Origin of the sequence: Streptomyces sp. ASQP_92 (assembly GCF_025399895.1) — a bacterium.
Taxonomy (GTDB): domain Bacteria; phylum Actinomycetota; class Actinomycetes; order Streptomycetales; family Streptomycetaceae; genus Streptomyces.
The window spans coordinates 216,752-243,069 of sequence record NZ_JAODUA010000006.1; the positions used below are offsets into that span (position 1 = coordinate 216,752).

The following is a 26,318-nucleotide window of genomic DNA, read 5'->3' on the forward strand; positions in this document are numbered from 1 at the left end:
CACTATACCCAACCTCGCTCGCGCGCGAGACGCACGGCCGTATGACGGTTCTCCGCACCCAGCTTCGTGGCGGCCGACGAGAGGTAGTTGCGCACCGTCCCCTGCGACAGCGCGGCCCGCTCGGCGATCTCCGCGACGGGCGCCCCGTCGGCCGCGAACCCGAGCACCTCGGCCTCGCGCGCGGTCAGCGGCGAGTCCCCCGCCGAGATCGCGTCGGCCGCCAACTCCGGGTCCACATAACGGTTTCCGGCGTGTACGGAGCGGATGATCTCGGCGAGCCGCTGGGCGCTCACCGTCTTCGGTACGAAGCCGCGCACCCCCGCCGAGAGCGCCCGCTTGAGGTGTCCGGGGCGGCCGTGCCCGGTCACGATCATGGTCCGGCAGGAGGGCAGTTCGGTCCGCAGCGTTGTGGCCACTGTCACACCGTCCGCGCCCGGCATCTCCAGATCGAGGACCGCCACATCGGGCCGGTGGGCGCGCGCCATGGCGAGCGCCTCGGGTCCTGAAGCGGCCTCGGCGACCACCTCCAGGTCGTCCTCCAGGCCGAGCAGCGCGGCGAGCGCGCCCCGGATCAGATGCTCGTCGTCGGCGAGCAGCACCCGTACGCGGTTCACCGGGGCACCTCCGCGGTCAGCCGGAACAGTCCGTCCCCGACCGGGCCGGCCTCCAGCGTCCCGCCGAGCGCGGACAGCCGCTCGCGCAGGCCCGCGAGGCCGGAGCCGGGGGTGCCGTGGGGCCGGTCCGGTGCGCCGTCGTTCTCGACGACCAGGGTCGCGGTGCCCTCGGCGACGGCGAGGGTGATCGCCACGCTGCGGGCGTCCCCGTGCCGCAGCACATTGGTGGTGGCCTCGCGCACCACCCAGCCGAGCGCCGACTGCGCCTCGATGGCGAGCGCCTCGTCCGGTCCCGCGTACCGGCAGCCGATCCCGGCCGCCCGCAACACCCCCCGGGCGCCCTCTATCTCGACGCCGAGGTCCACCTCGCGATAACCGCGCACCACGTCCCGTACCTCTTTCTGCGATTCCTGGGCGATGCGCTGCACCTCCACCATCTGGGCCACCGCCTCGGGCCGGCCGCGCTGGGCGAGCTGGACGGCGAGTTCGGCCTTGAGCGCGATGACCGCGAGGTTGCGGCCGAGCACGTCGTGCATGTCCCGCCCGAAGCGCAGCCGTTCCTCGGCGACGGCCAGGCGCGCCTCGGTCTCACGGGCCCGGTCGGACTCCCACATCACCGACAGCGTCCAGGCCCCGCAGCGCGCCATCAGCAGGATGTACGTGCCGGACAGGGCGACCACGAGCCCCAGGGCGAGCAGACGCCCGCCCCGCACCCCGACCGCCGCGAACACGGCCACGGTCGGCAGCGCGAGCAGGGCGAACCGCCACAGGAAGGGCCACGGCGGGGTGAGGGTGCTGTACGTCATCCCGAACGGCAGCACGACGTAGAGCACGATCAGGACGAGGTCGGTCTCCTTGAGGCCGTGCGCCGCGTACAGCGCGCCGACCAGGGCGAGGGAGGCCAGGCACAGCGCGCAGGACACCAGGAGCGGGCGGCGCGGCGCGTCACCGCGCCCCAGGTACTGGTCCAGCGCGCCCCGGTGCGAGCGGACGCCCTGGAAGGCCTGTGCCGCGCCCAGGGCGAGCGCCGCGACGGCCAGGGCGAGCGGCAGGGGTTCGTGCCGCAGGCCGGTCAGCACGAACGGCACGTGCCAGCTGAGGAAGAAGAACCAGGTCGTGCACCGCCAGATCAGCCGGCTCTGCACTTCGACCTTCTCGACCCTGCTGCGGTCCCGCCAGTGGCGCTGATGCCACGCCCGTATCCGCCCCACCACCGCGTCGTCCCCCTCGTCTCAGCGTCGCGGTTCCCACCGGAAGCGCTTGCGCACGACCAGCACCGCGATGAACGTCCAGACAACCATGACGAGCAGCTGGCGCAGCACCTCCCCGATGTCCGCGCCCCCGGTCCAGCCGTCCCTGATCAGGGCGATGACCGGTGTCAGCGGCAGCAGTTCACAGACGGAGGCCAGCCGGTCGGGCATCACGGCGAGCGGCACGACCATGCCCGAGCCGAACAGGGACAGCATCATCAGCGGCAGCACCGCGACCTGGGCGGCCTCCGCGGACCTGGTCAGCGCCGCGGTCGCCGCGGCGAGCGCGCCCATCAGGCCCATGCCGAGCAGCAGCCCGACGGCCGCGAGCCACACCGAGCCCGGTACCGCGACATCCAGGAGGACCGAGCAGCCCGCCGCGAGCAGCAGGGACTGGGCGAGCCCGATGAGGACCGCGGGCAGCGCGGCCCCCGCCAGGATCTCCAGGTCCCGCAGCTCCCCGGTGCGCAGCCGCTTGAGGACGAGTTCCTCACGGCGTACGACGTAGACGCCGCTCAGCGTCGAGTACACCGCGAACAGCAGCACATAGCCGAGCGCGCCGGGCAGCAGGAGCGTTCCGACGGTGAGCCCGGTGTGCTCCAGGTCCATGCCCCGCACGGCGGGGCGCATGGAGAAGGTGAGCATGCTCGGCAGCACGAACATGGTGAACAGGGCGGACTTGTTGCGCCCGAGCAGGGTCAGTTCGGCGCGTCCCAGCGCCGTCATGCGCTCCACGGCGCTCCTCCGGTTCCGGGCGGGCTCCAGGGCCGGGCTCCGTACCGCGTCCAGGGTGGTGCTCATCGAACCGCCTCCGTTTCCTGGCGCTGCTCCCGCGCGATCTTCAAGAACGCCTCTTCGAGCGAGGCCGAGCGCACATCGAGCCCCCGCAGCTCGACGTCGCTGTCCCTGGCCCACAACAGCAGCCCGGTGGCGGCCAGTTGGAGCTGTGTGGTCTTCAGCCGTACGGTGCGCCCGGCCGTCTCGTGGCCGACGACGCCGAGCCGGTCGAGCGGCGGCAGATCACCCAGGTGGTAGCCGTCGGGCAGGTCGAAGGAGATGTGCGAGGGCTGGGCGGCGACCACTTCGTCGAGCCGGCCGCTCGCCGCGATCCGTCCGTCGTGCAGGATCGCGAGCCGCTCGGCGAGCGCCTCGGCCTCCTCCAGGTAGTGGGTGGTCAACAGGACGGTGGTGCCGCCGTCGCGCAGCGCCCGCACCAACTCCCAGGTGGCGCGCCGCCCTTCGGGGTCCAGGCCGGTCGTCGGCTCGTCGAGGAAGAGCACCTCGGGCCGCGCGAGCAGGGCGAGCGCCAGGTCGAGCCGGCGCTTCTCGCCCCCGGAGAGCTGCTTGACGCGCACCTGGGAGCGCCGGGCGAGATCGACCAGTTCGAGCGCCTCGGCCACGGGGCGGGCTCCACTGGTGCACCCCGCCCACATCCGCACCGTCTCGGCGACGGTCAGCTCGGCGGGAAAGCCGCCCTCCTGGAGCATCACGCCGGTACGGGGACGGACGGCGGCCCGCTCGGTGTACGGGTCGTGCCCGAGGACCCGGACGGTGCCGCCGCTGGGCGGGGCGAGGCCTTCGAGGAGTTCGACGGTGGAGGTCTTGCCCGCGCCGTTGGTGCCGAGCAGCGCGAAGAGTTCGCCGCGCGCCACGGAGAAGGAGATACCGGAAACGGCCTCGAAGCCTCCGGCGTAGGTACGCCGCAGCTCCTCGACCTCGATCACATCTGCTGTTCCTGCCATGACGTCAGCGTTCCGCGGGAACGGCGGCCGGGGCAGTGCGCGGTGTCATCGCCGCCCATGACAAATGTCAGGAGCGGCCGGGCACATGACGAAGGCCCCGGTTCGATGAACCGGGGCCTTTCGTGCTTCCTGAGCGGACGACGAGATTCGAACTCGCGACCCTCACCTTGGCAAGGTGATGCTCTACCAACTGAGCCACGTCCGCATGCCTCCGACCAGCTCTCACTGGGCGGCGCGAGCATCACTCTACCTGATCCACAAGAGGGACTGGTAGGCGATGCGGAGCGGGTGACAGGAATTGCACACTGCGCCTCCCCCCTGGAAGGGGGGTGTTCTACTACTGAACTACACCCGCACGCTCCGGTGGACCGGGCCTTTCGGCCTTGCCCCTCGGCGTGCTCCAGACTCTAGCTGATCAGCGGGGGGGTCGTGCAACTCCGGTGTCCGGGGCGGGCGCAGGGCCGCCCCGGACACCGGGTCAGCTCGCCTCGGCGAAGGCCTCGTAGACCTTCTTCGGGATCCGGCCCCGGGCGGGTACGTCCATCTTGTTGGAGCGTGCCCAGGCGCGGACGGCCGCCGGGTCGGGGGCGACGGCGGTGTGCCGGTAGGTCCTGCCGGACTTCGTGTGCTTGCGGCCCGCCGTCACGTAAGGCGCGAGCGCCTTGCGCAGTTTCTTTGCATTGGCGGGATTGAGGTCGATCTCGTAGACCTTTCCGTCCAGGCCGAACGTGACCGTTTCCGCCGCTTCTCCGCCGTCGATGTCATCGGAGAGTGTGACCACTACGCGCTGAGCCACGGATATCGGTTCCTTCCTGAGGTGTCGCCGCCCTCGCATGCCTGACGTGCGGCGATACCGGCCTTGCGGCTGTTATGGAGCAATGTTGTTTTCGCTGGGATTCCTTTGTACAGCGGTACCCATTGCAATGTGAAGCCCAGCCAATTGCATCAGCGTGTCTCCACGCAATGACTTCGTCGACTTTTTCTCGGGATTTTTCCCACGTGTTGTCGCCGCCGAAACCGGAACGTGATCAGGCGTTACCGATATCTACCCGCGTAGATTTTTCGGGCGGGTACTCTGAGGGAACCGCCTTCGCACCACACCACACCGGGAGTGCCAGTGGCACGCGTCGTAGTCGACGTCATGCTCAAGCCGGAAATCCTCGACCCGCAGGGACAGGCGGTGCAGCGCGCACTGCCCCGTCTCGGCTTCGAGGGGATCGGCGACGTACGTCAGGGAAAGCGTTTCGAGCTGGAAGTGGACGGGCCGGTCGATGAGGCCGCTCTCGCCCGTATCCACGAGATGGCCGAGACCTTCCTCGCCAACACCGTCATCGAAGACTTCACCGTCAAGGTCGAGGAGCAGTCCAAGTGACTGCGCGTATCGGCGTTGTGACCTTCCCCGGCACGCTCGACGACCGGGACAGTCTGCGGGCCGTGCGCATCGCGGGGGCCGAGCCGGTCTCCCTGTGGCACCGCGACAAGGACCTCAAGCAGGTCGACGCGATCGTCCTGGCCGGCGGGTTCTCCTACGGCGACTATCTGCGGGCCGGGGCCATCTCCCGGTTCTCGCCGGTGATGGAGACGGTCATCGAGCAGGCCAGGGCCGGTATGCCGGTCCTCGGCATCTGCAACGGCTTCCAGATCCTCACCGAGTCGCACCTGCTGCCGGGCGCCATGCTCCGCAACAACCACCTGCACTTCATCTGCCGCGAGCAGAAGCTGCGGGTGGAGAACGCGGAGACCGCCTGGACCGCCGACTACGAGGCGGGCCAGGAGATCCGGGTCCCGCTCAAGAACATGGACGGCCGCTACGTCGCCGACGAGCGCACGCTGGACGAGCTGGAGGCCGAGGGCAGGGTCGCGTTCCGCTACCTGGATGGCAATCCGAACGGCTCGCTCCGTGACATCGCCGGCATCACCAACGCCGCCGGCAACGTCGTCGGCCTGATGCCGCACCCCGAGCACGCCGTGGAGCCCTTGATCGGTACGGGCCGTACCGACGGCCTCGGATTCTTCACCTCGATCCTGAAGAAGCTGGTCAACGCCTGATGACTCTCGACACTGTTCTGCACGCCGCCGAGACCCCGGACGTCGAGCAGCCCTGGAAGGAGCTCGGCCTCAAGGAGGACGAGTACGCGCGCATCCGGGAGATCCTCGGCCGCCGCCCGACCGGCGCCGAGCTCGCCATGTACTCCGTCATGTGGTCCGAGCACTGCTCGTACAAGAGCAGCAAGGTCCATCTGAAGCAGTTCGGCGACAAGGTCCCCGAGAACGACGCGATGCTGGTCGGCATCGGTGAGAACGCGGGCGTCGTCGACGTCGGCCAGGGGTACGCGGTCACCTTCAAGGTCGAGTCGCACAACCACCCCAGCTACATCGAGCCCTACCAGGGTGCGGCCACCGGCATCGGCGGCATCGTCCGCGACATCCTCGCCATGGGCGCCCGCCCGGTCGCGGTCGTCGACCCGCTGCGCTTCGGCGCGGCCGACCACCCCGACACCAGGCGTGTGCTGCCGGGCGTCGTCGCGGGCATCGGCGGCTACGGCAACTGCCTGGGGCTGCCGAACATCGGCGGCGAGGTCGTCTTCGACGCCTGCTACCAGGGCAACCCGCTGGTCAACGCCGGCTGCATCGGCGTGATGAAGCACGAGGACATCCACCTCGCCCAGGCCTCCGGCCCCGGCAACAAGGTCATCCTGTACGGCGCTCGTACGGGCGGCGACGGCATCGGCGGCGTCTCGGTGCTGGCCTCGGAGACCTTCGAGTCGACCGGCCCGGCCAAGCGCCCCGCCGTCCAGGTCGGCGACCCCTTCCAGGAGAAGCTCCTCATCGAGTGCACCCTGGAGATCTTCAAGGAGAAGCTCGTCGCGGGCATCCAGGACCTCGGTGGCGCGGGCCTGTCGTGCGCGACCTCCGAGCTGGCCAGCGCCGGTTCGGGCGGTATGCGCGTCGAGCTGGACACCGTGCCGCTGCGTGACTCCTCGCTCTCGCCGGAGGAGATCCTCATGAGCGAGTCGCAGGAGCGCATGTGCGCGGTGGTCGAGCCGCAGCACGTGGACCGCTTCATGGAGATCTGCGAGAAGTGGGACGTCATCGCCACCGTCATCGGTGAGGTGACCGAGGGCTCCCAGCTGGAGATCTTCTGGCACGGCGAGAAGATCGTGGACGTGCCGCCACGCACCGTCGCCCACGAGGGCCCGGTGTACAACCGCCCGTTCGCCCGCCCCTCCTGGCAGGACGCGCTCCAGGCGGACGACGCCGGCAAGCTGGCCCGCCCGCAGTCGGGCGAGGAGCTGAAGGACCAGGTCCTGAAGCTGGTGGCCTCCCCGAACCAGGCCTCCAAGGCGTGGATCACCGACCAGTACGACCGTTTCGTGCAGGGCAACACGGTGCTCGCGATGCCCGAGGACGCCGGCATGGTCCGCATCGACGAGGAGACCAATCTCGGGGTGGCCATGGCGACCGACGGCAACGGCCGCTACGCCAAGCTCGACCCCTACACCGGCGCCCAGCTCGCGCTCGCCGAGGCGTACCGCAATGTGGCGGCCTCCGGCGCCAAGCCGCTGGCGATCTCGGACTGCCTCAACTTCGGCTCCCCCGAGGATCCGGACGTGATGTGGCAGTTCGCGGAGGCCACTCGTGGTCTCGCGGACGGCTGCCTCCAGCTCGGCACCCCGGTGACCGGCGGCAACGTCTCGCTCTACAACCAGACCGGCGAGACGGCCATCCACCCGACCCCGGTGGTCGCGGTGCTCGGTGTGATCGACGACGTGAACCGGCGCACCCCGATCGCGTTCGCCGAGCAGGGCCAGCTGCTCTACCTCCTCGGGGACACCCGCGAGGAGTTCGGCGGCTCGGCCTGGTCCGAGGTCATCCACGGCCACCTCGGCGGGCTGCCGCCCCGGGTCGACCTGGACCGCGAGAAGCTGCTCGGCGAGATCCTCATCTCGGGCTCGCGCGACGGCATGATCGACGCCGCGCACGACCTGTCCGACGGCGGTCTGATCCAGGCCGTGACCGAGTCCTGCCTCAAGGGCGGCAACGGCGCGCGCCTGGTCGTCCCGGACGGTCTGGACGCGTTCACCTTCCTGTTCAGCGAGTCGGCGGGCCGCGCGGTCGTGTCCGTGCCGCGCTCGGAGGAGCTGCGCTTCACCGACATGTGCGGCGCGCGCGGCCTCCCGGCCACCCGGATCGGCGTCGTGGACGGCGAAGCCATCGAGGTCCAGGGCGAGTTCAGCCTCTCCCTCGCCGAGCTGCGCACCGCCCACGAGGCGACCATCCCGGCGCTGCTCGCCCACTGAGGTCCGGGCGTACGCGCCAACTCCTCGGCCCCGTAACCCTGTTGAGGGATACGGGGCCGAAGTGTGTTCAGGCGGCGACGAGTTCGCGGTCCTCGACCGGTGCCGCGGCCGGGCCCGTCTCGGCGGGGAGCCAGGTGGCGAGCAGCGCGGCGACCGCCATGACGCAGGCCGCCACCGCGAAGACCACATCCATGGCGCCGACGAATCCCCGGATCGCGCTGTCGTGGGCCGCGCCGGTGAGATGGGCGATGGCGCTGGTCGAGCCGCCCGGCACCTTCGCCTCGTAGACCCGGCTGAGCAGCGTGCCGAAGACGGCGGCGCCGAGCGCGTTCCCCAGGGTCTGGAAGAACCGGATGCTGGTGGTGGCGATGCCCAGCTGGTGGGCGGGGGCGGCGTTCTGGACGTAGGGGACGAGCTGGCCTATCAGCAGGCCGAACCCGCAGCCCATGAGCAGCAGCGCGCCCCGGATCAGCCAGAGCGACGTGTCGGCGTCGAGGGTGGCGAGCGCGGCGAGGCCGAGGGCGGAGGCGAGGGTGCCGGTCAGGACGAAGGTCTTCATCCGCCAGCCGCGCTCGGAGAGCCGGCCGGCGCCCAGGCCGACGGCGGTCATGCCGAGCGCCATGGGAACGAGGTAGAGCCCGGCCGCCGCGGGCCCGATGCCGCGCACCGCCTGGAGGTAGACCATGACGTAGACGAGCGCGCCCATCATCGCGGCGCCGAGCAGCCCCTGGATCGCGAAGCCGTACCGCAGTTGGGGCACCTTGAACAGGGTCAGCGGGAGGACGGGTTCGGCGGCGGTGGCCTGGCGGCGCAGGAACAGGGCGAGCGACAGGGCGCAGGCCACGGCCAGGCCGATGATCTGGGGTGAGCCCCAGGCGTACTGCTTGCCGCCCCAGCTCGTGGCCAGGAGCAGGGTGCTGGTGAAGGCGGCGGCGAGCGCGGCGCCGAGGTAGTCGATGCGGTGGCGGACCGGGGAGAGCGGCAGCTTCAGGACGAGGACGGCGCCGATCAGGGCGGCGATGCCGAGCGGCAGGTTGATGTAGAAGATCCAGCGCCAGTTGGCGTGGTCGGCGAGGGTGCCGCCGATCCAGGGGCCGATCGCCATGCCGAGGCCGGCGACGATCCCGCCGATCCCGCTGCCCTTGGTGCCGCCTGCGCCCGGCGTCCTGAGCTGGGCGAGTACGACCATGGTGACGCTCATGAGGCCGCCGCCGCCGAGGCCCTGGAGGGCGCGGGCCGCGATCAGTTCGGTCATGGACTGGGCCGCGCCGCACAGCGCCGAGCCGAGCAGGAAGGTGACGACCGCGCCGACGAAGACCTTCTTCGCGCCCAGGCTGTCGCAGAGCTTTCCGTACAGGGGCAGCGCCGCGGCCGAGGCGAGCGCGAACGCGCTGATCAGCCAGGGGATCTTGTCGACTCCATGGGCGGGGTCGAGGTCATGGGCGATGGGCACGGTCGCCGACGAGACGATGTTCATGTCGAGGACGGCCAGCAGGACCGTGGCGAGGCAGATGAGGAAACCGAGGACGGTCTGGGTCTTGGTCATGGGCACCACCATGAACCAGAAGATGTACCCAGTCAATCTTTCAACTCGGCTTACTTTTCATCCGGGCTTAATTTTCATCCTGGTACAGTGATGTCATGACTGCTGGTGAGGGCCTGCGCGAGCGCAAGAAGCGGGAGACCGGGATGCGGATCTGGCGCACGGCGCTGGATCTCTTCACCGAGCGGGGCTTCGACCATGTCTCCGTCGCGGAGATCGCCGCCGCCGCCGACGTCTCGAAGATGACCGTCTTCAACTACTTCGGCACGAAGGAAGAACTGGTCACCGCCCCGATGATGGACCACGTCGGCGATGTCGTACGGGCCGTGCGCGAACGCGCGCCCGGGGAGTCGGCGGTCGACGCGGTGCGCCGCCAGTTCCTCGACATGATCGAGGCGCGGGACCCGTCGATCGGCCTCAACGACGACCCGCGCTCCCTCCAGGCCCGCCAACTCATCCAGAACACCCCGGTGTTGCTCCAGCGCGCCTCCGTCGCGTTCCGCACCTCGCAGCAGGAACTCGCCGAGCTGCTCGCCGAGGAGGGCGGCGACCCGATGCTCGCCGCGGTCGCGGCCGCCCAGCTCATCGGCGCCCGCAACGCGCTGATCTTCGAGCACCACCGCCGCATCCTCGCCGGGGAGTCCGTGCAGTGGGTGATCAGGGATGCGGCCGAGCGCGCGGAGCGGGCATTCGACCAGGTCGAGAACGGTCTGCGGGGCTACCCGGGCCCGGCGTAGGCTCGGTTTCATGCCCCCGGCCAAGAAGCGCACCCGCAGGTACGACCCGGCGAAGATCCGGGCCGCCGTCCTCGCCCAGTTCGCCCATGTGCACGAGGCCGTCCGCACGCTGACGCCCGAGCAGCTCGCCCGGCCCACCCGGCTCGGCGACTGGACGGTACGCGAACTCGTCGCGCACCACACCATGGCGCTCGGCATGCTGGACCGCTACCTCGCCGAGGCGGAGCCGCTCAAGCAGGAGGTCGCGCTGCTCGACTGGCCGTTCCGCACGGCTGCCGTGTCCGGTCAAGTCGACGACCAGACACGGGAGTTGGCGGCCTCGACCCCCGATCTGGACGCCCTCTTCCAGCAGCGGTCCACCCGCACGGCCGAACTCCTGGCCACCACCGAGGACGGCCGCCTCATGCCGACCCGGTTCGGCGCGATGACCTTCGCCGACGTGCTGGTGACCCGCACCGTCGAACTCACCGTCCACACCGACGACTTGAACGACGCCCTGCCCGAACTCGGCGTCCCCCACGACCGCCAGGCGCTCGCCGCCTGCACCCGGCTGCTCGCCGACGCGCTCGCCCTCAAGGCGCCGGGCGGCTCGGTCGAGGTGCGGATCCCGCCGTACGCGGTGGTGCAGTGCGTGGCGGGCCCCAAGCACACCCGGGGCACCCCGCCGAACGTCGTGGAGACCGACCCCCTCACCTGGATCCGGCTCGCCACCGGCCGCACGGGCTGGGCCGAGGCGCTCGACGCGGCGGCGGTCGCGGCGAGCGGAGAGCGGGCGGATCTGTCGGCGGTGCTGCCGGTGATGGCGTAGGCGGTACGGGCCGGCGGGGCCGTCCTGCCCACCCCGTCCGCCGGGACCGGAACCGCTCGGCCGCCCGTCCCGTCCCATCCGTATGCGAAAGCCCAGCGGAAAGTCCGGCCGGAGGGTGGGTGGCGCCGCCGCCGTCCTCGTCGCGCTGTTCGTACTCGCCGCCTGTGGCGCCGGCGGCGGGGACGGCAAGGGGGGCGCCGTGTCGCCGGACGCCGAGTCGGGGACCCCCGTGGCCGCCACCAAGTGGACCGTGAGCGCGCTGCTCGACCGGGGGAAGGCCGGGCCCCTCCCCGAGGCCACGGCGGGCAGGGCGTATCTGACCTTCGACGCCGACGGGAAGGTCCAGGGCAGGGCCGGGTGCAACCTCTTCCACGGCAGCGCCCGGATCTCCACCTCCGCGCACACCATCGCCTTCGGGCTGCTCGGCACGACCCGGATGATGTGCACGGATCCGGAGATGCGTCTGGAGCGGGAAGTCCTCGGCATCCTCCGGGGCACCGTCGGCTACCGCGTCGACCACCGCACCCTGACCCTGACCGCCGCGTCGGGCGCCAAGGGCCTGTCGGCGACGGCCGGCTGAGCGCCGGGCGCCCTCACGCAGCGCACACGCGCCCCTACCGGCCGCCCTCCACGACTCCGCGCGGGAAGCGAACTCCGTCACATCCACGACGCCCGCGCATCCCTCGTCGTGAGCAAGCGCGAAGCCCGCGAACGTCTCGGGCGCACCCCGGCTCACCTGCGGGGACGTGAGCGAGGAGCCGGAGGGGAGCCCGCGCGGACCGGCGAGGCGCGAAACCTACAAAAGCGGGCAGGGTGCCCGCCTGTCCGTATCCCCAATTCGGACCAGTGGTCGATCTCGCCTACACTCGGTGGCGTGCCACGTGGTGACGGACGACTCAACCACGACCTGCTCCCCGGTGAGAAGGGCCCCCAGGACGCTTGCGGCGTCTTCGGTGTCTGGGCTCCGGGTGAAGAGGTCGCGAAGCTCACTTACTTCGGGCTCTACGCCCTCCAACATCGGGGCCAGGAATCCGCGGGCATCGCGGTCAGCAACGGCTCCCAGATCCTCGTCTTCAAGGACATGGGACTTGTCTCCCAGGTCTTCGACGAGACCTCTCTCGGTTCCCTCCAAGGTCATATCGCGGTCGGTCACGCCCGCTACTCGACCACCGGTGCCTCCGTGTGGGAGAACGCTCAGCCGACCTTCCGGGCGACCGCCCACGGCTCGATCGCGCTCGGCCACAACGGCAACCTGGTGAACACCGCGCAGTTGGCGGAGATGGTCGCCGAGCTGCCCAAGGAGAACGGCCGGGCCACCCAGCTCGCCGCCACCAACGACACCGACCTGGTCACCGCGCTGCTCGCGGGCCAGACGGACGAGGACGGCAAGCCGCTCACCGTCGAGGAGGCGGCCGCCAAGGTCCTTCCGCAGGTGCAGGGCGCCTTCTCGCTGGTCTTCATGGACGAGCAGACGCTCTACTGCGCCCGTGACCCGCAGGGCATCCGCCCGCTGGTGCTCGGCCGCCTGGAGCGCGGCTGGGTCGTCGCGTCCGAGAGCGCCGCTCTCGACATCTGCGGCGCCAGCTTCGTCCGCGAGATCGAGCCGGGCGAGCTCGTCGCCATCGACGAGAACGGCCTGCGCACCTCTCGATTCGCAGAAGCGAAGCCCAAGGGCTGTGTCTTCGAGTACGTCTACCTGGCGCGCCCGGACACCGACATCGCGGGCCGCAACGTGTACCTCTCCCGAGTGGAGATGGGACGGAAACTCGCCAAGGAAGCGCCCGTCGAGGCCGACCTGGTGATAGCGACTCCGGAGTCCGGCACCCCCGCCGCGATCGGTTACGCCGAAGCCAGCGGCATCCCGTACGGCTCGGGTCTGGTCAAGAACGCCTACGTCGGCCGTACGTTCATCCAGCCCTCGCAGACCATCCGCCAGCTCGGTATCCGGCTCAAGCTGAACCCGCTGAAGGAAGTCATCCGCGGCAAGCGCCTGGTGGTCGTCGACGACTCGATCGTGCGCGGCAACACCCAGCGCGCGCTGGTGAAGATGCTCCGCGAGGCGGGCGCCGCCGAGGTCCACATCCGGATCTCGTCGCCGCCGGTCAAGTGGCCCTGCTTCTTCGGCATCGACTTCGCGACCCGCGCGGAGCTGATCGCCAACGGCATGACCATCGAGGAGATCGGCACGTCCCTGGGCGCCGACTCGCTCTCGTACATCACGACGGACGCGATGATCGAGGCGACGACGATCCCCAAGGACAACCTCTGCCGCGCCTGCTTCGACGGCGTGTACCCGATGGAGCTCCCCGACCCGGAGCTGCTCGGCAAGCAGCTCCTGGAGTCCGAGCTGGCGTCCGGCCCCGCCGCGACCGCGGCCGCCGACGCCCTGCGCCGCCCGTAAGACCCCGCAGTACGACACGAAAGTTCTCCAGTCACATGTCTGCTGAATTCGATCAGCGTGCTCCGCACCCGGGCACCGGTGCCAGCTACGCAGCCGCGGGTGTCGACATCGAGGCGGGCGACCGCGCCGTCGAGCTGATGAAGGAGTGGGTGAGGAAGACGAAGCGGCCCGAGGTCCTGGGCGGCCTCGGCGGATTCGCCGGACTCTTCGACGCCTCGGCGCTCAAGCGCTACGAGCGCCCGCTGCTCGCCTCCGCCACCGACGGCGTCGGCACCAAGGTCGACCTCGCCCGTAGGATGGGCGTGTACGACACCATCGGGCACGACCTCGTCGGCATGGTCGTCGACGACCTGGTCGTGTGCGGTGCCGAGCCCCTGTTCATGACCGACTACATCTGTGTCGGCAAGGTCCACCCCGAGCGGGTCGCGGCCATCGTGAAGGGCATCGCCGAGGGCTGTGTCCTCGCCGGCTGCGCCCTGGTCGGCGGCGAGACCGCCGAGCACCCGGGACTGCTCGGCCCCGACGACTTCGATGTCGCCGGCGCCGGTACGGGTGTCGTCGAGTACGACCAGCTGCTCGGCGCGGACCGCATCCGCGAGGGCGACGCGGTCATCGCGATGGCGTCCTCCGGTCTTCACTCGAACGGGTACTCACTCGTCCGGCATGTGGTGTTCGACCGGGCCGGGATGACCCTGGACCAGCATGTCGAGGAGTTCGGCCGCACCCTCGGCGAGGAGCTCCTGGAGCCGACCAAGATCTACTCGCTCGACTGTCTGGCGCTGACCCGCACCGCCGAGGTGCACGGTTTCAGCCACATCACCGGCGGCGGTCTTGCCAACAACCTGGCCCGGGTGATCCCGGACCACCTGCACGCCACCGTCGACCGGTCGACCTGGACGCCGGGCGCGGTCTTCGACCTCGTCGGCAAGGCGGGCGACGTCGAGCGGCTCGAACTGGAGAAGACGCTCAACATGGGCGTCGGCATGATGGCGATCGTCCCCGAGGTCTCGGTCGACGTCGCGCTCCAGACCCTCGCCGACCGGGGCGTGGACGCCTGGGTCGCGGGCGCCGTCGTCGAGCGCGGTGAGCACCGCGAAGGCGCCGCGCTCACCGGCGACTACGCCAAGTAGCAGTCGAGGCCCTGTCGGCCCCGCCCGGACCGGGTGGGGCCGCACCGGCCGGGCACGGGCACCCCGAGGCAGCACGAAACCCGGTCGGGGGCCAGGGCCCCGGACCGGGTCGGTGTGCTCAGAGCAGCGGAAACGTGCGCTGCGAAAGCGGGATCAGCGAAGTCAAGCGCCGCGGCGCTGCGACGACGGGCCGGACTCTTCGTCCTCGTCCTCGTCGTCATTTCCGTACAGCTCCGCATAGCGGGCATACGGGTCGTCCTCGTCGTCCTCCAGTGGCTCCGCGTTCGGCGGTTGGCTCACTGTCGGGCTCGGAGTAGATGCGCCCAGCTCGTTGGCCAGACGCGACAGGTCAGTCCCGCCGCTGCTGTACTTCAGCTGGCGGGCGACCTTAGTCTGCTTGGCCTTTGCCCGGCCGCGCCCCATGGCTCGACCCCCTCGGTGACGGGGCTCGACGGCCCCAGAGTCTTGACACGCGTTCATGATCCGGAACGGACTCTCCATGGAGAGACCGCGTCCGTAGGGCTTCAACGGTACCTGCTTCCGCGGCCATACGGTACGCCGCCCGCATGACGCGCCACTTGGCAGAACCAACAAAGCGCCCTGTCCTCGCTGGTCAACCGCGATTTTAACCTCTTCTGGGCGCCCGACCCGCCGACCGGCGTGAGTCATGTCTCTCAGTGTGGTCGGCGGGTCCCTCAGGGGCTCAGTGTTGACGTGCCTCCGCCATGCGCTGCTCGGCGATCCGGTCGGCCGCGGCGGCCGGCGGAATGCCGTCCTCCTTCGCACGAGCGAATATCGCGAGCGTGGTGTCGAAGATCTTCGAGGCCTTGGCCTTGCAGCGGTCGAAGTCGAAGCCGTGGAGCTCGTCGGCCACCTGGATCACGCCGCCCGCGTTCACGACGTAGTCGGGTGCGTAGAGGATCGCGCGGTCCGCGAGGTCCTTCTCCACCCCCGGGTGCGCGAGCTGGTTGTTGGCCGCGCCGCACACCACCTTCGCGGTGAGCACCGGTACCGACTCGTCGTTGAGCGCGCCGCCGAGCGCGCAGGGGGCGTAGATGTCCAGGCCCTCGGTGCGGATCAGCGCCTCGGTGTCGGCGGCGACGGCGACCTCGGGGTGCAGGGCGGTGATGGCGTCCACCGACTCCGTGCGGACATCGGTGATCACGACCTCGGCGCCGTCGGAGAGCAGGTGCTCCACGAGGTGGCGGCCGACCTTGCCGACGCCCGCGACGCCGACCTTGCGGCCGCGCAGCGTCGGGTCGCCCCACAGGTGCTGGGCCGAGGCCCGCATGCCCTGGAAGACGCCGAACGCGGTCAGCACGGAGGAGTCGCCCGCGCCGCCGTTCTCGGGGGAGCGGCCGGTGGTCCACTGGCAGGACCGCGCGACGACGTCCATGTCGGCGACATAGGTGCCGACGTCGCACGCCGTCACATAGCGCCCGCCGAGCGAGGCCACGAACCGGCCGTAGGCGAGCAGGAGGTCTTCGGTCTTGATCGTCTCGGGGTCACCGATGATCACGGCCTTGCCGCCACCGTGGTCGAGCCCGGCCATGGCGTTCTTGTACGACATGCCGCGCGACAGGTTGAGGGCGTCGGCGACGGCCTCCGCCTCGGTCGCGTACGGGTAGAAGCGGGTGCCGCCCAGGGCGGGGCCCAGGGCGGTGGAGTGGATGGCGATGACGGCCTTGAGCCCGGTGGCTCGGTCCTGGCACAGCACGACCTGCTCATGTCCGCCCTGGTCGGAGCGGAAGAGGGTGTGCAGTACGTCATCGGCTCCGGTCACATCGGTCACGGTGGTGACTCCCAAGTACGAAGCGGCGGTTGACGGCCCGCCTGTGGGTGGGGCAGGCCTGGTTCGGGAGCAGGTTAAGTCCTACGCGCCCGTAGATCAGGCGCAGTGCTCAGGATCACCCCCCGCGGGGGCGTTCGGGCACCCTCCCGTGGGACGATGCGGGGCATGGCGGTGGTGTCCTCGGTGATCGTTCCGTACGCGTCCTACCTGCGGGTGTACGAGCCCCTTGCCGCCTTCGCCGAGCCCGAGCGCGGCCACTGGGAGCGCTACGCCGAGCGCGGGCGCACCCCCGGTGCCCAGGACGAACTCCGGCGCGCGCTGGCCGACTTGGTGCCCACCCCGCCCGTCCCGGTGCCGGTGCACGAGAGCGCCGACGCGTTCGTGGCCGAGATCGACGGGGTCGTGTGCGTCTGCCCCTGGCGGACCCGGCTGCGCGGCTGGCAGGCCCTGGAAGGCCTCGCGGGCCAGTTCCCCGAGCCGGTCCTGGACGCCCTGCTGCCGCCGGTGGTGCGCCGGCAGGCCGAGGCGGACTACGAGCGCTGGCGGGAGCGGAACCCGGACGCCCGGCCGTGGATCCTGACCAGCGTCTGGCATGTCCCTGTGAGCTGGTTCACGGTCTTTTCGGACGAAGAGCGAGAGTATGCACCGGGTGCGGGCGCCGAGGCACCCGTGCTGCGCTACCGCACCCCGATGGTCCAGGCCCGGCGGCGCCTCGCGAGGGCGCTGCGCACGCTGCGGGACCGGATCGACGAGGGGCCGCTGACCGAGGGCCTGGTGGACATCGGGCGCTGGCTGGAGGAATTCCATCCGAGCTCGCTGGTCGAGCTGGACTACGGGGGCCTGGTGCACGCGCTCTCCCCGGAGGCGATGGCGGCGGACCGCTCGGCGGCCGACGTGGCCGAGGGGATCGCGGCGCTGCGGGCGGGCGACGACGCCGGCGCGGAGGAGGCGTACGGACGCTTCACGGAGCGATGGCGGGCCGTCAAGGAACGCCGGATGGCCAACTGAGGTCTCCGGGCCGCTTCTGAGGGGTCTTCGGACGCCTTCGCGGACGAGGCCCGGGACGTAGGTCCTGATCCGGGCCTATGCCCCAAGGGTGACGGACCGCACTTATCTCACCCTTGCGCCCAGACCCCACCGTCGTGCCAAAATAGGACAAGGGGTCCGGGGAGGATCCCTTCCGCCCAACTAAGGGCGGATTGCTCGGTATTGCTCGCTATGGGGGGTCTGACGACTCCTGATCGCTCTGTGACTGATCGTCACTGTGGCGTGACTGTCCGCTATGGCATGGTCCATCGGCTTCCGTCGCTGATGAACACCTGGGAGGGCAATTCCATCGGTTTGGCCGACGTGGCTGGACGGATGGTGTAGTTGTAGTGCCGAGGACAAGCCGTTCGTCCTATAACCGACTCGGCTCGCGTCCGCCATTTCGGGCAACGCGGGTCAAGGTGCAGAATTTAGAGGAAAGAACCGAGAAGGTTCGGTTCTCCCGAGGAGGCCGCTCATGACCGCTCGCACCCCTGATGCCGAGCCGCTGCTGACCCCGGCTGAGGTTGCCACGATGTTCCGCGTGGACCCGAAGACGGTGACCCGCTGGGCCAAGGCCGGCAAGCTCACGTCCATCCGCACGCTGGGTGGGCATCGCCGGTACCGCGAGGCAGAGGTCCGCGCACTGCTGGCGGGTATTCCGCAGCAGCGCAGCGAGGCCTGAACAACACCCCACTGAACCGGGCGTTCCGGGGCCCCCACCCCGGCCGAGCCCGCCTATAGCTCCACATGACACCTGTCCGCCCCAACGGGCGGTGTCATCGATCGCGCTGGACTCCGCCGGGTCCAGCGCGATCTTTTTATGTCCGGCCTTGTCCGGCACGTCCGGCACTCCCCGCGCCGTCCTCCCGCCGTCCCGGTGGCCGCTTCCGTGGGGTGCCTTTCACCGCCTTCGGGGCACCACCGTCGAGGGTGGTGCAATTGCACATATTAAATCGGGGTGTTGTATGGGGGGTGTAAGTGCACCCCTTCCAGAAACTCGTTCCGTGACTCCCGTCACACCCCCAAGGAGGCTCCGTCTCCGAGCCTTTCACCGCCGAAGCCGCCACCGGCCCGCCATAGGTCACCGGTTGGGGGGTCTTTCGTCCTCGGGCCCGGCCGGCTCGGCGACCTCCATGGCGAGCCGCAGGAGCCGGTGGCAGACCGCGCAGTGCCGGGTGAGGTGTCGGTAGCCCAGAGCGGCCGACAGATGGGCGCGCAGCAGCGCCCGCGTCTCGTGCCTCGCCGTGTCCGCCATGCGCACCTCCCGGGGCCCGCGCTCCTCCCCTTGCAGGGGTACCGGCGGCGGGTGGCCCCGTCAAGACGGCAAGAAGGCCTCGGTCCTGGGGATCCGGGCCTTCCACGACACGGCGGGCGCCTGTCGACGCAGACAAACGCCGAGGCCCGCATCCGGGTGGGGTGCGGGCCTCGATCTGCTGCGGTCCTGACGGGATTTGCTGTGTCTGTGCGCGGCTCCGCCGCGGGGCGCGGCCTCTGGGGGTGCGCTGACAAGCGCCGAGGCCCGCATCCGGGTGGGATGCGGGCTTCGATTTGGGGCGGTCCTGACGGGATTTGCTGTGTCTGTGCGCGGCTCCGCCGCGGGGCGCGGCCTCCGGGGGTGCGCCGACAAGCAAGGTGCGCCGACAAGCACCGAAGCCCGCATCCGGGCGGGATGCGGGCCTCGATCTGCTGCGGTCCTGACGGGATTTGAACCCGCGGCCTCCACCTTGACAGGGTGGCGAGCACTCCAAACTGCTCCACAGGACCTTGTTTCGCAGCCCGTTGGTGCTTGGCTGCGAGTGAGACTCTACAGCAGGTCAGCGGGTCAGGTCGAACTCACTCACAGCGATGCCCGCGCTACGGGGCCGCCGCGTCGATCGCCTTCACGATCCGCTTGTCGGAGACCGGGAACGCCGTGCCGAGCGCGTGCGCGAAGTAGCTGACCCGCAGCTCCTCGATCATCCAGCGGATGTCCAGGACCTGCTGCGGCACGGGCCGCCCCCGCGGCAGCTGTTCGAGCAGCCACGCGTACTCGTCCTGCATCTCGTGGACCTTCTCCATGCGCGTGGTGTCGCGCTGGACGGCCGTCGGCATCTGCTGGAGCCGGCGGTCCACCGCGACCAGGTAGCGCATCAGGTCGGGCAGCCGCTTGAGACCGGTGAGGGTGACGAAGCCCGGCGGCACGAGCGCCGCGAGCTGGTTGCGTACGTCCGTGACGTTGTTGACCAGGGTCAGGCTGTTCGTCGCCTTCAGACGGCGCTCGCAGGCCTGCCAGGCGGCCAGGATCTGCTGGACCTGGTTGACCGTGTGCACGGTCGCGTCCACCAGGTCCGCGCGGACCTTGTCGTACAGCGCGCGGAACGATTCCTCGTCCCAGGCCGGGCCCCCGTGGTCCGCGATCAGCTTGTCCGCGGCGGCCGTCGCGCAGTCGTCGAAGAGCGCCTGGATCGAGCCGTGCGGATTGCGTGACAGGGCGAGCTTCTGTTGGTTGGTGAGCTTGTCCGAGGCGAACTTGGCCGGGTTCACCGGGATGTTGAGCAGGATCAGCTTCCGGGTGCCGCGCCACATCGCCTGCCGCTGCTCGGCCTCGGTGTCGAAGAGGCGTACCGCGACGGACTCGCCCGCGTCCACGAGCGCGGGGAACGCCTTCACCGGCTGGCCGGCCCTGCGCGTCTCGAAGACCTTCGTCAGGGTGCCGATCGTCCAGTCGGTGAGGCCCGAGCGCTCGATGGACTCGCCCGAGGGGCCCGCGGTCGCCGCGGCGGCCTGGGAGAGGGCCTTGCGGGCCTTGGGGCGGAGCTGGAGCTTGAGCGCCTCCAGGTCCTTGTCCTCGGCGAGCTTGCGGCGCCGCTCGTCGACGATCCGGAACGTGATCTTGAGGTGGTCCGGGACGCGGGTCAGGTCGAAGTCGTCGGCCGTGACCGGGACGCCCACCATCCGCTGGAGTTCGCGGGCGAGAGTGACCGGCAGGGGCTCCTGCAACGGGACCGCCCGGTCGAGGAACTTCGCGGCGTAGTTGGGCGCGGGCACGTAATGGCGGCGGATCGGCTTGGGCAGGGAGCGGATGAGCTCCGTGACGACCTCCTCGCGCAGACCCGGGATCTGCCAGTCGAAGCCCTCGTCGGTGACCTGGTTGAGGACCTGGAGCGGCACGTGCACGGTCACGCCGTCCGCGTCCGCGCCCGGCTCGAACTGGTAGGTCACCCGCAGCTTGAGCGGGCCCTGGCGCCACGAGTCCGGATAGTCGTCCTTGGTGACGGCGCCGGCCTTCTCGTTGATGAGCATCTCGCGCTCGAAGTCGAGGAGTTCGGGCTCCTCGCGCTTCTTGTGTTTCCACCAGGAGTCGAAGTGCGCCCCGGACACGACGTGGTCGGGCACCCGCCGGTCGTAGAAGTCGTACAGCGTCTCGTCGTCGACGAGGATGTCGCGGCGCCGCGCCCGGTGCTCCAGCTCCTCGACCTCGGTGAGGAGTTTGCGGTTGTCCGCGAAGAACTTGTGGTGCGTGCGCCAGTCGCCCTCGACCAGGGCGTTGCGGATGAACAGCTCCCGCGACGCCTCGGGGTCGATCCGGCCGTAGTTGACCTTGCGGTTGGCCACGATCGGCACGCCGTACAGCGTGACGCGCTCGTACGCCATCACCGCGGCCTGGTCCTTCTCCCAGTGCGGCTCGCTGTAGGTGCGCTTGAGCAGGTGCTGGGCGAGCGGCTCGATCCACTCGGGCTCGATCTTCGCGTTCACCCGGGCCCACAGCCGCGAGGTCTCCACGAGCTCCGCGGACATCACGAGCTTGGGCTGCTTCTTGAAGAGGGCGGAGCCCGGGAAGATCGCGAACTTGGCGCTGCGGGCGCCCAGATACTCGTTCTTGTCGGTGTCCTTGAGCCCGATGTGCGAGAGCAGCCCCGCGAGCAGCGAGGTGTGCACGGACTGCTCGGGCGCGTCCTCCTCGTTGAGGTGGATGCCCATGGTCTTGGCGACCGTGCGCAGCTGCGAGTAAATGTCCTGCCACTCGCGGATGCGCAGGAAGTTCAGGTACTCCTGCTTGCACATCCGGCGGAAGCTGGAGGAGCCGCGCTCCTTCTGCTGCTCGCGTACGTACCGCCACAGGTTGAGGAAGGCCAGGAAGTCGCTGGTCTCGTCCTTGAAGCGGGCGTGCTGCTGGTCGGCCTGCGTCTGCTTGTCGCTGGGGCGCTCGCGCGGGTCCTGGATGGAGAGCGCGGCCGCGATGACCATGACCTCGCGCACGCAGCCGTTGCGGTCGGCCTCCAGGACCATCCGGGCCAGCCGCGGGTCCACCGGGAGCTGCGAGAGTTTGCGGCCCTGCTCGGTGAGGCGTTTCTTCGGATCCTTCTCCGAAGGGTCCAACGCGCCCAGTTCTTGCAGGAGTTGGACGCCGTCGCGGATGTTGCGGTGGTCCGGCGGGTCGATGAAGGGGAACTTCTCGATGTCGCCGAGGCCGGCCGCGGTCATCTGGAGGATGACGGACGCCAGGTTCGTGCGGAGGATCTCCGCGTCGGTGAACTCGGGGCGGGTGACGAAGTCGTCCTCGCTGTACAGCCGGATGCAGATGCCGTCGGACGTACGGCCGCAGCGGCCCTTGCGCTGGTTGGCGCTGGCCTGCGAGACCGGCTCGATCGGCAGGCGCTGCACCTTGGTGCGGTGGCTGTAGCGCGAGATGCGGGCGGTGCCCGGGTCGATGACGTACTTGATGCCCGGGACGGTCAGGGAGGTCTCGGCGACGTTGGTCGCGAGCACGATCCGGCGGCCGCTGTGCTGCTGGAAGACGCGGTGCTGCTCGGCGTGGGAGAGGCGCGCGTAGAGGGGGAGCACCTCGGTCGAGCGGAGGTTCTTCTTGTTGAGCGCGTCCGCGGTGTCGCGGATCTCGCGCTCACCGGACAGGAAGACCAGGATGTCGCCGGGGCCCTCGGACTGGAGCTCGTCGACGGCGTCGCAGATCGCGGTGATCTGGTCGCGGTCGGAATCCTCGCTGTCCTCTTCGAGGAGCGGGCGGTAGCGCACCTCGACCGGGTACGTACGGCCGCTGACCTCGACGATCGGGGCGTTGTCGAAGTGCCGCGAGAACCGCTGGGGGTCGATGGTCGCCGAGGTGATGACGACCTTCAGGTCGGGGCGCCTGGGCAGCAGCTGGGCCAGATAGCCGAGCAGGAAGTCGATGTTGAGGGACCGTTCGTGGGCCTCGTCGATGATGATCGTGTCGTAGCCGCGCAGCTCGCGGTCGGTCTGGATCTCGGCGAGCAGGATGCCGTCGGTCATCAGCTTCACGAACGTCGCGTTCGGGTCGACCTGGTCGGTGAAGCGGACCTTCCAGCCGACCGCTTCACCCAGCGGGGTGTTCAGCTCCTCGGCGATGCGGTCCGCGACCGTACGGGCCGCGATCCTGCGGGGCTGGGTGTGCCCGATCATGCCGCGCACACCACGGCCGAGCTCCAGGCAGATCTTGGGGATCTGGGTGGTCTTGCCCGAACCCGTCTCTCCCGCGACGATCACGACCTGGTGGTCGCGTATCGCCTCCAGGATCTCGTCCTTCTTCTGGCTGACCGGAAGCTGCTCGGGATAGGTGATCGCGGGCACACGGGCGGACCGCCGGGCGACCCGCTCGGCGGACTTCTGGGCCTCGGCGGCGATCTCGTCGAGCACGGCCTGCCGGGCCTCGGGCTTACGGATGCGGCGGGCGCCTTCGAGACGGCGGCCCAGGCGGTGGGCGTCGCGCAGCGAGGCCCCGTCGAGCAGCGGCTGGAGATCGGCGAAGGAAGTAGACATACCTGATTCAGGATCTCACCCGCCGAGGACGAGTGGCGAACGCATTTCGGTGCCGTTCCGTGCCCACCCCGTACCATTTCGGGCATGCCCCGCTCCCCTGCCCCGCGCCGCCGCCTCACCGCGGTGCTGCTGACGGTGCTCGGGGTGCTGGCGGTGGCGCTGTGCGGGCCGCTTCCCACGGCTTCGGCGGCGCCGACGCGGGGGGTGTCGGCGGTGGCTGTGGTGTCGGCGGGGCCTGTGGTGTCGGCCGCGCCTGTGGTGTCGGCCGGGCCTGTGGTGTCGGCCGCGCCTGTGGTGCCGGCCGCCGTGACGGCCGGGTTGGCGGCGCCCGCCGTGAAGGGCTCGGCGTCGGTCTTCACGGGTGGTGGTCCGGCGCGCGTCGTCGGCGGTGGTGGTTCGGCGTCGGTCTCCACGAGCGACGGTGGCTCGACATCCGCCTTCACCAGCGGTGGCTCGACGCCCGGGTGCCGGCAGGGCGGTTCGCACCACGGCTCCGACCCGGCCGCGCCGGTCCGCGTCCGCACCGCCCACGATCAGGCCCCCGTCCTGGAGGACCGGCTCGCCCCGGCCTCGCTGTCCGGCCTGGACGCGGCCCACGGCAGCCCGCCCGTGCGGGGCCCGGCGCCCGGCGCGCCCACCCCCGTAGAACTCTCGGTGCTCAGGGTCTAGAGGGGGACGGTGCCGCCTTCGGCCCCGCCCGTCCCCCTCTCTTCCCGTTCTCTCTTCCCGCTCTTCTCGTACGTGTCCGCGTGTCCGCGCTCGTCTTGCGCGGCTGCGCGTACGCGTACGCATACGCACCAGGAGTCCCCGCATGTCCACTCCCAAGCCGAAGCCCACTCCCAAGCCCACGCCCACTCGCACGCCCGCCAAGGCCAGGAAGCGGCCGTATCTCATCGGCGCGGCCGTGCTGGTCGCGGCCGGATTGCTCGGGATGGCGTCGTACCAGGTGAGCACGCCCGATCCGCGGCCGACGGTCGACGAGTCCGGTGCGTCCGCCGCCTCGAACGCGGCCCCGGACGACGCTCGTCCCGAGCTGACCAAGCTAGCCCGCCGCGACGCCAAGGACCCGCTGGCCCAGGGCCGCGCCGACGCGCCCGTCGTGATGATCGAGTACGCCGACTTCAAGTGCTCGTACTGCGGGAAGTTCGCCCGTGACACCGAGCCCGAGCTGGTGAAGAAGTATGTCGACAACGGCATCCTGCGCATCGAGTGGCGCAACTTCCCGATCTTCGGCGCGGAGTCGGAGGCCGCGGCGCGGGGGGCGTGGGCGGCCGGGCAGCAGGGCCGGTTCTGGCAGTTCCACGCGGCGGCGTACGCGCGGGGCGCCAAGGAGAAGGGGTTCGGCGCGGACCGCCTGAAGGAGCTGGCCAAGGAGGCGGGCGTGCCGGACACGGTGCGTTTCGCGGCGGACCTGGACGGTGACGCGGCGAAGGCGGCGGTGAAGAAGGACCAGGACGAGGCGTACGCCCTCGGCGCCAGCTCCACCCCCTCCTTCCTCATCAACGGCACCCCTCTCGCGGGGGCCCAGCCTCTGGACTCGTTCGCGCGGATCATCGACGACGCGGCGGCGAGGACGGCGAAGAAGTGACCCCGAACATCGGTTACTTCGCGGCGTTCCTGGGCGGTCTGCTCGCCCTGCTCAGCCCGTGCAGCGCGCTGCTCCTGCCCGCGTTCTTCGCGTACTCGATCTCCAGTCGCACCAAGCTGCTCGCCCGCACCGGCATCTTCTACGCGGGCCTGGCCACCACGTTGGTGCCGCTGGGCGCGGCGGGCTCGTACGCGGGCCGGCTCTTCTACGGCCACCGCGACGCGCTGGTGCTGGCCGGTGGCTGGCTGATCATCGTGCTCGGCGTCGCCCAGATCGTGGGCATGGGCTTCGCGAGCCGCCGCATGACGGAGCTGTCGGGCAGGATCCGCCCCACGACCGCCCTGTCGGTGTACGCCCTCGGTGCGGTGTACGGCCTCGCCGGGTTCTGCGCGGGACCGATCCTGGGCAGCGTCCTGACGGTGGCGGCGGTGAGCGGCAGCCCGCTCTACGGCGGCCTGCTGCTCGCGGTGTACGCCCTGGGCATGGCGGTCCCGCTCTTCCTCCTGGCCCTGCTCTGGGAACGCTTCGAACTCGGCGGCCGAGGGTGGCTGCGGGGCAGGGTGGTGCGGGTGGGCCGCTTCGAACTCCACACCACCTCCCTCCTGTCGGGCCTCTTCTTCATCGCTCTGGGCGCGCTGTTCCTCGCGTACGACGGGGCGACGGGGTTGCCCGGTCTGCTCGATGTCGACGAGTCGTACGCGGTGGAGGAGTGGGCGAGGTCGGTCGGTGACGCGGTGCCGAACTGGGCGTTGCTGGTGGGGGTTGTGGCGGGGGTGGGGGTGGTGCTGGGCCTACGAGCCCGCCGCCCCCGGCCCCCCGAGCCCTCCGACCTCCCCTGACCCCGCCGGGACCCCTGGGCTCCGCCCCCGACCCCGGGGGGTTTTCCCACCCACCCGCCCGTGCAGCGGGGTTGGCTGGTTCCGGCCCTCCTGGGGCTCCGCCCCAGACCCCGTTCGCGCCTTAAGGGCGCTCGTCCTCAATCGCCGGACGGGCTGGGTATGCCTGTGCAGGCCAGCACCAGTACTGCCAGGGGCGCGGGGAACTGCGCGAGAAGCGGGCACGGTCCGCAACCGAGAGAGGGTTTCGGGGCCCAGGGGCCGAGGCGGCCAGTGCGGGCCGGCACCGAGTGGTTAGGGGCGCGGGGAACTGCGCGACAAGCGGGGCACGGTCCGCAGCTAAGAGGGGGTTTCGGGGCCCGGGCCCAGGGGGCCGAGGTGGCCTGTGCGGGCGGCATCAGTACTGCCAGGGGCGCGGGGAACTGCGCGAGCAAGCGGGCACGGTCCGCAGCCGAGAAGGGGGTTTTGGGGCCCAGGGGGCCGAGGTGGCCTGTGCGGGCCGGCATCAGTACTGCCAGGGGCGCGGGGAACTGCGCGAGAAGCGGGCACGGTCCGCAGCCGAGAGGGGGCTAGGGGCGCGGGGAACTGCGCGAGAGGCGATCGCCGCCCGCACGGAGCGCGGCCCCGGCAACGGCGAAAGCCCCGGCCGGATGGGCCAGGGCTTTCGGGGTGGTGGCTGGGGCCGGGGTCGAACCGGCGACCTATCGCTTTTCAGGCGATCGCTCGTACCAACTGAGCTACCCAGCCACGTAGTCCACCGAAGTGAACTACA

Annotated in this window: 23 protein-coding genes and 4 tRNA genes; 13 read left to right on the forward strand and 14 right to left on the reverse strand. The window is 70.4% G+C overall.

Going from position 1 to position 26,318, the window contains the following annotated elements; all coding sequences use genetic code 11:
- Nucleotides 1–2: 2 nt before the first annotated feature.
- The 7 genes from N4G70_RS16925 to N4G70_RS16955 form a co-directional block, all read right to left on the reverse strand.
- The gene (locus N4G70_RS16925) at nt 3–614 is read right to left on the reverse strand and encodes a response regulator transcription factor (RefSeq protein ID WP_261713473.1); all 612 of its coding nucleotides are present in this window, start codon (nt 612–614) and stop codon (nt 3–5) included.
- Nucleotides 611–1,759, reverse strand: coding sequence for a sensor histidine kinase (locus N4G70_RS16930; protein WP_261713474.1), 1,149 nt, complete (start codon nt 1,757–1,759; stop codon nt 611–613). Before N4G70_RS16930 ends, N4G70_RS16925 begins: the two co-directional genes overlap by 4 nt.
- Nucleotides 1,760–1,846: 87 nt before the next feature.
- Nucleotides 1,847–2,665, reverse strand: coding sequence for an ABC transporter permease (locus tag N4G70_RS16935; RefSeq protein WP_261713475.1), 819 nt, complete (start codon nt 2,663–2,665; stop codon nt 1,847–1,849).
- Nucleotides 2,662–3,606 carry an ABC transporter ATP-binding protein gene (locus N4G70_RS16940; RefSeq protein ID WP_261713476.1) on the reverse strand — a complete coding sequence of 315 codons (945 nt, stop codon included), beginning with the start codon at nt 3,604–3,606 and terminating at the stop codon, nt 2,662–2,664. Before N4G70_RS16940 ends, N4G70_RS16935 begins: the two co-directional genes overlap by 4 nt.
- A 132-nt stretch (nt 3,607–3,738) precedes the next feature.
- A tRNA-Gly gene (locus N4G70_RS16945) sits at nt 3,739–3,811 on the reverse strand.
- A 78-nt stretch (nt 3,812–3,889) separates the two neighbouring features.
- A tRNA-Gly gene (locus tag N4G70_RS16950) sits at nt 3,890–3,961 on the reverse strand.
- A 123-nt stretch (nt 3,962–4,084) separates the two neighbouring features.
- The gene (locus N4G70_RS16955; RefSeq protein WP_120722308.1) at nt 4,085–4,402 is read right to left on the reverse strand and encodes an Lsr2 family protein; all 318 of its coding nucleotides are present in this window, start codon (nt 4,400–4,402) and stop codon (nt 4,085–4,087) included.
- Between the two features lie 321 nt (nt 4,403–4,723).
- On the opposite strand from N4G70_RS16955, the gene purS reads away from it, so the two are divergent.
- The 3 genes from purS to purL are packed head-to-tail and all read left to right on the forward strand — an operon-like array spanning nt 4,724 to nt 7,907.
- Nucleotides 4,724–4,978, forward strand: coding sequence for a phosphoribosylformylglycinamidine synthase subunit PurS (gene purS, locus N4G70_RS16960; protein ID WP_120722307.1), 255 nt, complete (start codon nt 4,724–4,726; stop codon nt 4,976–4,978).
- Nucleotides 4,975–5,655 (forward strand): phosphoribosylformylglycinamidine synthase subunit PurQ, encoded by a 681-nt coding sequence (purQ, locus tag N4G70_RS16965; RefSeq protein WP_261713477.1) that lies wholly within the window; start codon nt 4,975–4,977, stop codon nt 5,653–5,655. Before purS ends, purQ begins: the two co-directional genes overlap by 4 nt.
- Entirely contained in the window at nt 5,655–7,907 is a 2,253-nt protein-coding gene (gene purL / locus N4G70_RS16970; RefSeq protein ID WP_261713478.1) for a phosphoribosylformylglycinamidine synthase subunit PurL, read from the forward strand. The genes purQ and purL overlap by 1 nt, the downstream gene beginning before the upstream one ends.
- Nucleotides 7,908–7,974: 67 nt before the next feature.
- Here purL and N4G70_RS16975 read toward each other — a convergent pair whose 3' ends face one another.
- Nucleotides 7,975–9,453: an MFS transporter gene (locus N4G70_RS16975; protein ID WP_261713479.1), complete on the reverse strand. Its 1,479-nt coding sequence runs from the start codon at nt 9,451–9,453 to the stop codon at nt 7,975–7,977.
- Between the two features lie 95 nt (nt 9,454–9,548).
- Between N4G70_RS16975 and N4G70_RS16980 the strand changes: the two genes are divergently transcribed.
- The 5 genes from N4G70_RS16980 to purM all read left to right on the forward strand — a co-directional run bounded on the left by N4G70_RS16980 (nt 9,549) and on the right by purM (nt 14,526).
- Nucleotides 9,549–10,187, forward strand: a complete 639-nt coding sequence (locus N4G70_RS16980; RefSeq protein WP_261713480.1) for a TetR/AcrR family transcriptional regulator — start codon at nt 9,549–9,551, stop codon at nt 10,185–10,187.
- A gap of 10 nt (nt 10,188–10,197) precedes the next feature.
- Nucleotides 10,198–10,995 carry a maleylpyruvate isomerase family mycothiol-dependent enzyme gene (locus N4G70_RS16985; protein WP_261713481.1) on the forward strand — a complete coding sequence of 266 codons (798 nt, stop codon included), beginning with the start codon at nt 10,198–10,200 and terminating at the stop codon, nt 10,993–10,995.
- An 82-nt stretch (nt 10,996–11,077) separates the two neighbouring features.
- Complete coding sequence (locus N4G70_RS16990) at nt 11,078–11,575, forward strand: META domain-containing protein (RefSeq protein ID WP_261713482.1); 498 nt, start codon at nt 11,078–11,080, stop codon at nt 11,573–11,575.
- Between the two features lie 294 nt (nt 11,576–11,869).
- Nucleotides 11,870–13,396 carry an amidophosphoribosyltransferase gene (purF, locus tag N4G70_RS16995; protein ID WP_261713483.1) on the forward strand — a complete coding sequence of 509 codons (1,527 nt, stop codon included), beginning with the start codon at nt 11,870–11,872 and terminating at the stop codon, nt 13,394–13,396.
- 35 nt (nt 13,397–13,431) lie between these two features.
- Nucleotides 13,432–14,526, forward strand: coding sequence for a phosphoribosylformylglycinamidine cyclo-ligase (gene purM / locus N4G70_RS17000; RefSeq protein ID WP_261713484.1), 1,095 nt, complete (start codon nt 13,432–13,434; stop codon nt 14,524–14,526).
- A 162-nt stretch (nt 14,527–14,688) separates the two neighbouring features.
- Here the strand turns inward: purM and N4G70_RS17005 are convergent, their stop codons facing one another.
- Nucleotides 14,689–14,949, reverse strand: coding sequence for a DUF3073 domain-containing protein (locus tag N4G70_RS17005; protein ID WP_261713485.1), 261 nt, complete (start codon nt 14,947–14,949; stop codon nt 14,689–14,691).
- Between the two features lie 280 nt (nt 14,950–15,229).
- Nucleotides 15,230–16,318 carry a Glu/Leu/Phe/Val dehydrogenase dimerization domain-containing protein gene (locus tag N4G70_RS17010; protein ID WP_261713486.1) on the reverse strand — a complete coding sequence of 363 codons (1,089 nt, stop codon included), beginning with the start codon at nt 16,316–16,318 and terminating at the stop codon, nt 15,230–15,232.
- Nucleotides 16,319–16,483: 165 nt separating this feature from the next.
- Here N4G70_RS17010 and N4G70_RS17015 point away from each other — a divergent pair, with 165 nt between their 5' ends.
- The gene (locus N4G70_RS17015; RefSeq protein ID WP_261713487.1) at nt 16,484–17,326 is read left to right on the forward strand and encodes a hypothetical protein; all 843 of its coding nucleotides are present in this window, start codon (nt 16,484–16,486) and stop codon (nt 17,324–17,326) included.
- Between the two features lie 496 nt (nt 17,327–17,822).
- Nucleotides 17,823–18,029 (forward strand): developmental transcriptional regulator BldC, encoded by a 207-nt coding sequence (gene bldC / locus N4G70_RS17020; protein WP_003949541.1) that lies wholly within the window; start codon nt 17,823–17,825, stop codon nt 18,027–18,029.
- 399 nt (nt 18,030–18,428) lie between these two features.
- Here the strand turns inward: bldC and N4G70_RS17025 are convergent, their stop codons facing one another.
- From N4G70_RS17025 to hrpA, 3 genes are all read right to left on the reverse strand, one after another.
- Nucleotides 18,429–18,602 (reverse strand): DUF6274 family protein, encoded by a 174-nt coding sequence (locus N4G70_RS17025; protein WP_162952554.1) that lies wholly within the window; start codon nt 18,600–18,602, stop codon nt 18,429–18,431.
- A gap of 434 nt (nt 18,603–19,036) precedes the next feature.
- Nucleotides 19,037–19,111 (reverse strand) — tRNA-Asp (locus N4G70_RS17030).
- Between the two features lie 90 nt (nt 19,112–19,201).
- Entirely contained in the window at nt 19,202–23,122 is a 3,921-nt protein-coding gene (gene hrpA, locus N4G70_RS17035) for an ATP-dependent RNA helicase HrpA (protein WP_261713488.1), read from the reverse strand.
- Between the two features lie 84 nt (nt 23,123–23,206).
- Between hrpA and N4G70_RS17040 the strand changes: the two genes are divergently transcribed.
- From N4G70_RS17040 to N4G70_RS17050, 3 genes are all read left to right on the forward strand, one after another.
- On the forward strand, nt 23,207–23,791 hold the full coding sequence (locus N4G70_RS17040; RefSeq protein WP_261713489.1) for a hypothetical protein: 585 nt from the start codon (nt 23,207–23,209) through the stop codon (nt 23,789–23,791).
- 142 nt (nt 23,792–23,933) lie between these two features.
- Complete coding sequence (locus tag N4G70_RS17045; protein ID WP_261713490.1) at nt 23,934–24,710, forward strand: DsbA family protein; 777 nt, start codon at nt 23,934–23,936, stop codon at nt 24,708–24,710.
- On the forward strand, nt 24,707–25,549 hold the full coding sequence (locus tag N4G70_RS17050; RefSeq protein WP_261713491.1) for a cytochrome c biogenesis CcdA family protein: 843 nt from the start codon (nt 24,707–24,709) through the stop codon (nt 25,547–25,549). Before N4G70_RS17045 ends, N4G70_RS17050 begins: the two co-directional genes overlap by 4 nt.
- Before the next feature lie 667 nt (nt 25,550–26,216).
- Here the strand turns inward: N4G70_RS17050 and N4G70_RS17055 are convergent.
- A tRNA-Phe gene (locus N4G70_RS17055) sits at nt 26,217–26,293 on the reverse strand.
- Nucleotides 26,294–26,318: the final 25 nt, after the last annotated feature.

Bases quoted from the DNA above. Each gene is read 5' to 3' on its own strand.
- N4G70_RS17015 (WP_261713487.1), top strand. From the start codon at position 16,484: ATGGCGGTGGTGTCCTCGGTGATCGTTCCGTACGCGTCCTACCTGCGG.
- N4G70_RS17005 (WP_261713485.1), bottom strand. From the start codon at position 14,949: ATGGGGCGCGGCCGGGCAAAGGCCAAGCAGACTAAGGTCGCCCGCCAG.
- purM (WP_261713484.1), top strand. From the start codon at position 13,432: ATGTCTGCTGAATTCGATCAGCGTGCTCCGCACCCGGGCACCGGTGCC.
- N4G70_RS16940 (WP_261713476.1), bottom strand. From the start codon at position 3,606: ATGGCAGGAACAGCAGATGTGATCGAGGTCGAGGAGCTGCGGCGTACC.
- N4G70_RS16975 (WP_261713479.1), bottom strand. From the start codon at position 9,453: ATGACCAAGACCCAGACCGTCCTCGGTTTCCTCATCTGCCTCGCCACG.
- N4G70_RS17040 (WP_261713489.1), top strand. From the start codon at position 23,207: ATGCCCCGCTCCCCTGCCCCGCGCCGCCGCCTCACCGCGGTGCTGCTG.
- N4G70_RS16980 (WP_261713480.1), top strand. From the start codon at position 9,549: ATGACTGCTGGTGAGGGCCTGCGCGAGCGCAAGAAGCGGGAGACCGGG.
- bldC (WP_003949541.1), top strand. From the start codon at position 17,823: ATGACCGCTCGCACCCCTGATGCCGAGCCGCTGCTGACCCCGGCTGAG.
- N4G70_RS16985 (WP_261713481.1), top strand. From the start codon at position 10,198: ATGCCCCCGGCCAAGAAGCGCACCCGCAGGTACGACCCGGCGAAGATC.
- N4G70_RS17025 (WP_162952554.1), bottom strand. From the start codon at position 18,602: ATGGCGGACACGGCGAGGCACGAGACGCGGGCGCTGCTGCGCGCCCAT.
- N4G70_RS16935 (WP_261713475.1), bottom strand. From the start codon at position 2,665: ATGAGCACCACCCTGGACGCGGTACGGAGCCCGGCCCTGGAGCCCGCC.
- purL (WP_261713478.1), top strand. From the start codon at position 5,655: ATGACTCTCGACACTGTTCTGCACGCCGCCGAGACCCCGGACGTCGAG.
- N4G70_RS17045 (WP_261713490.1), top strand. From the start codon at position 23,934: ATGTCCACTCCCAAGCCGAAGCCCACTCCCAAGCCCACGCCCACTCGC.
- hrpA (WP_261713488.1), bottom strand. From the start codon at position 23,122: ATGTCTACTTCCTTCGCCGATCTCCAGCCGCTGCTCGACGGGGCCTCG.
- N4G70_RS16990 (WP_261713482.1), top strand. From the start codon at position 11,078: ATGCGAAAGCCCAGCGGAAAGTCCGGCCGGAGGGTGGGTGGCGCCGCC.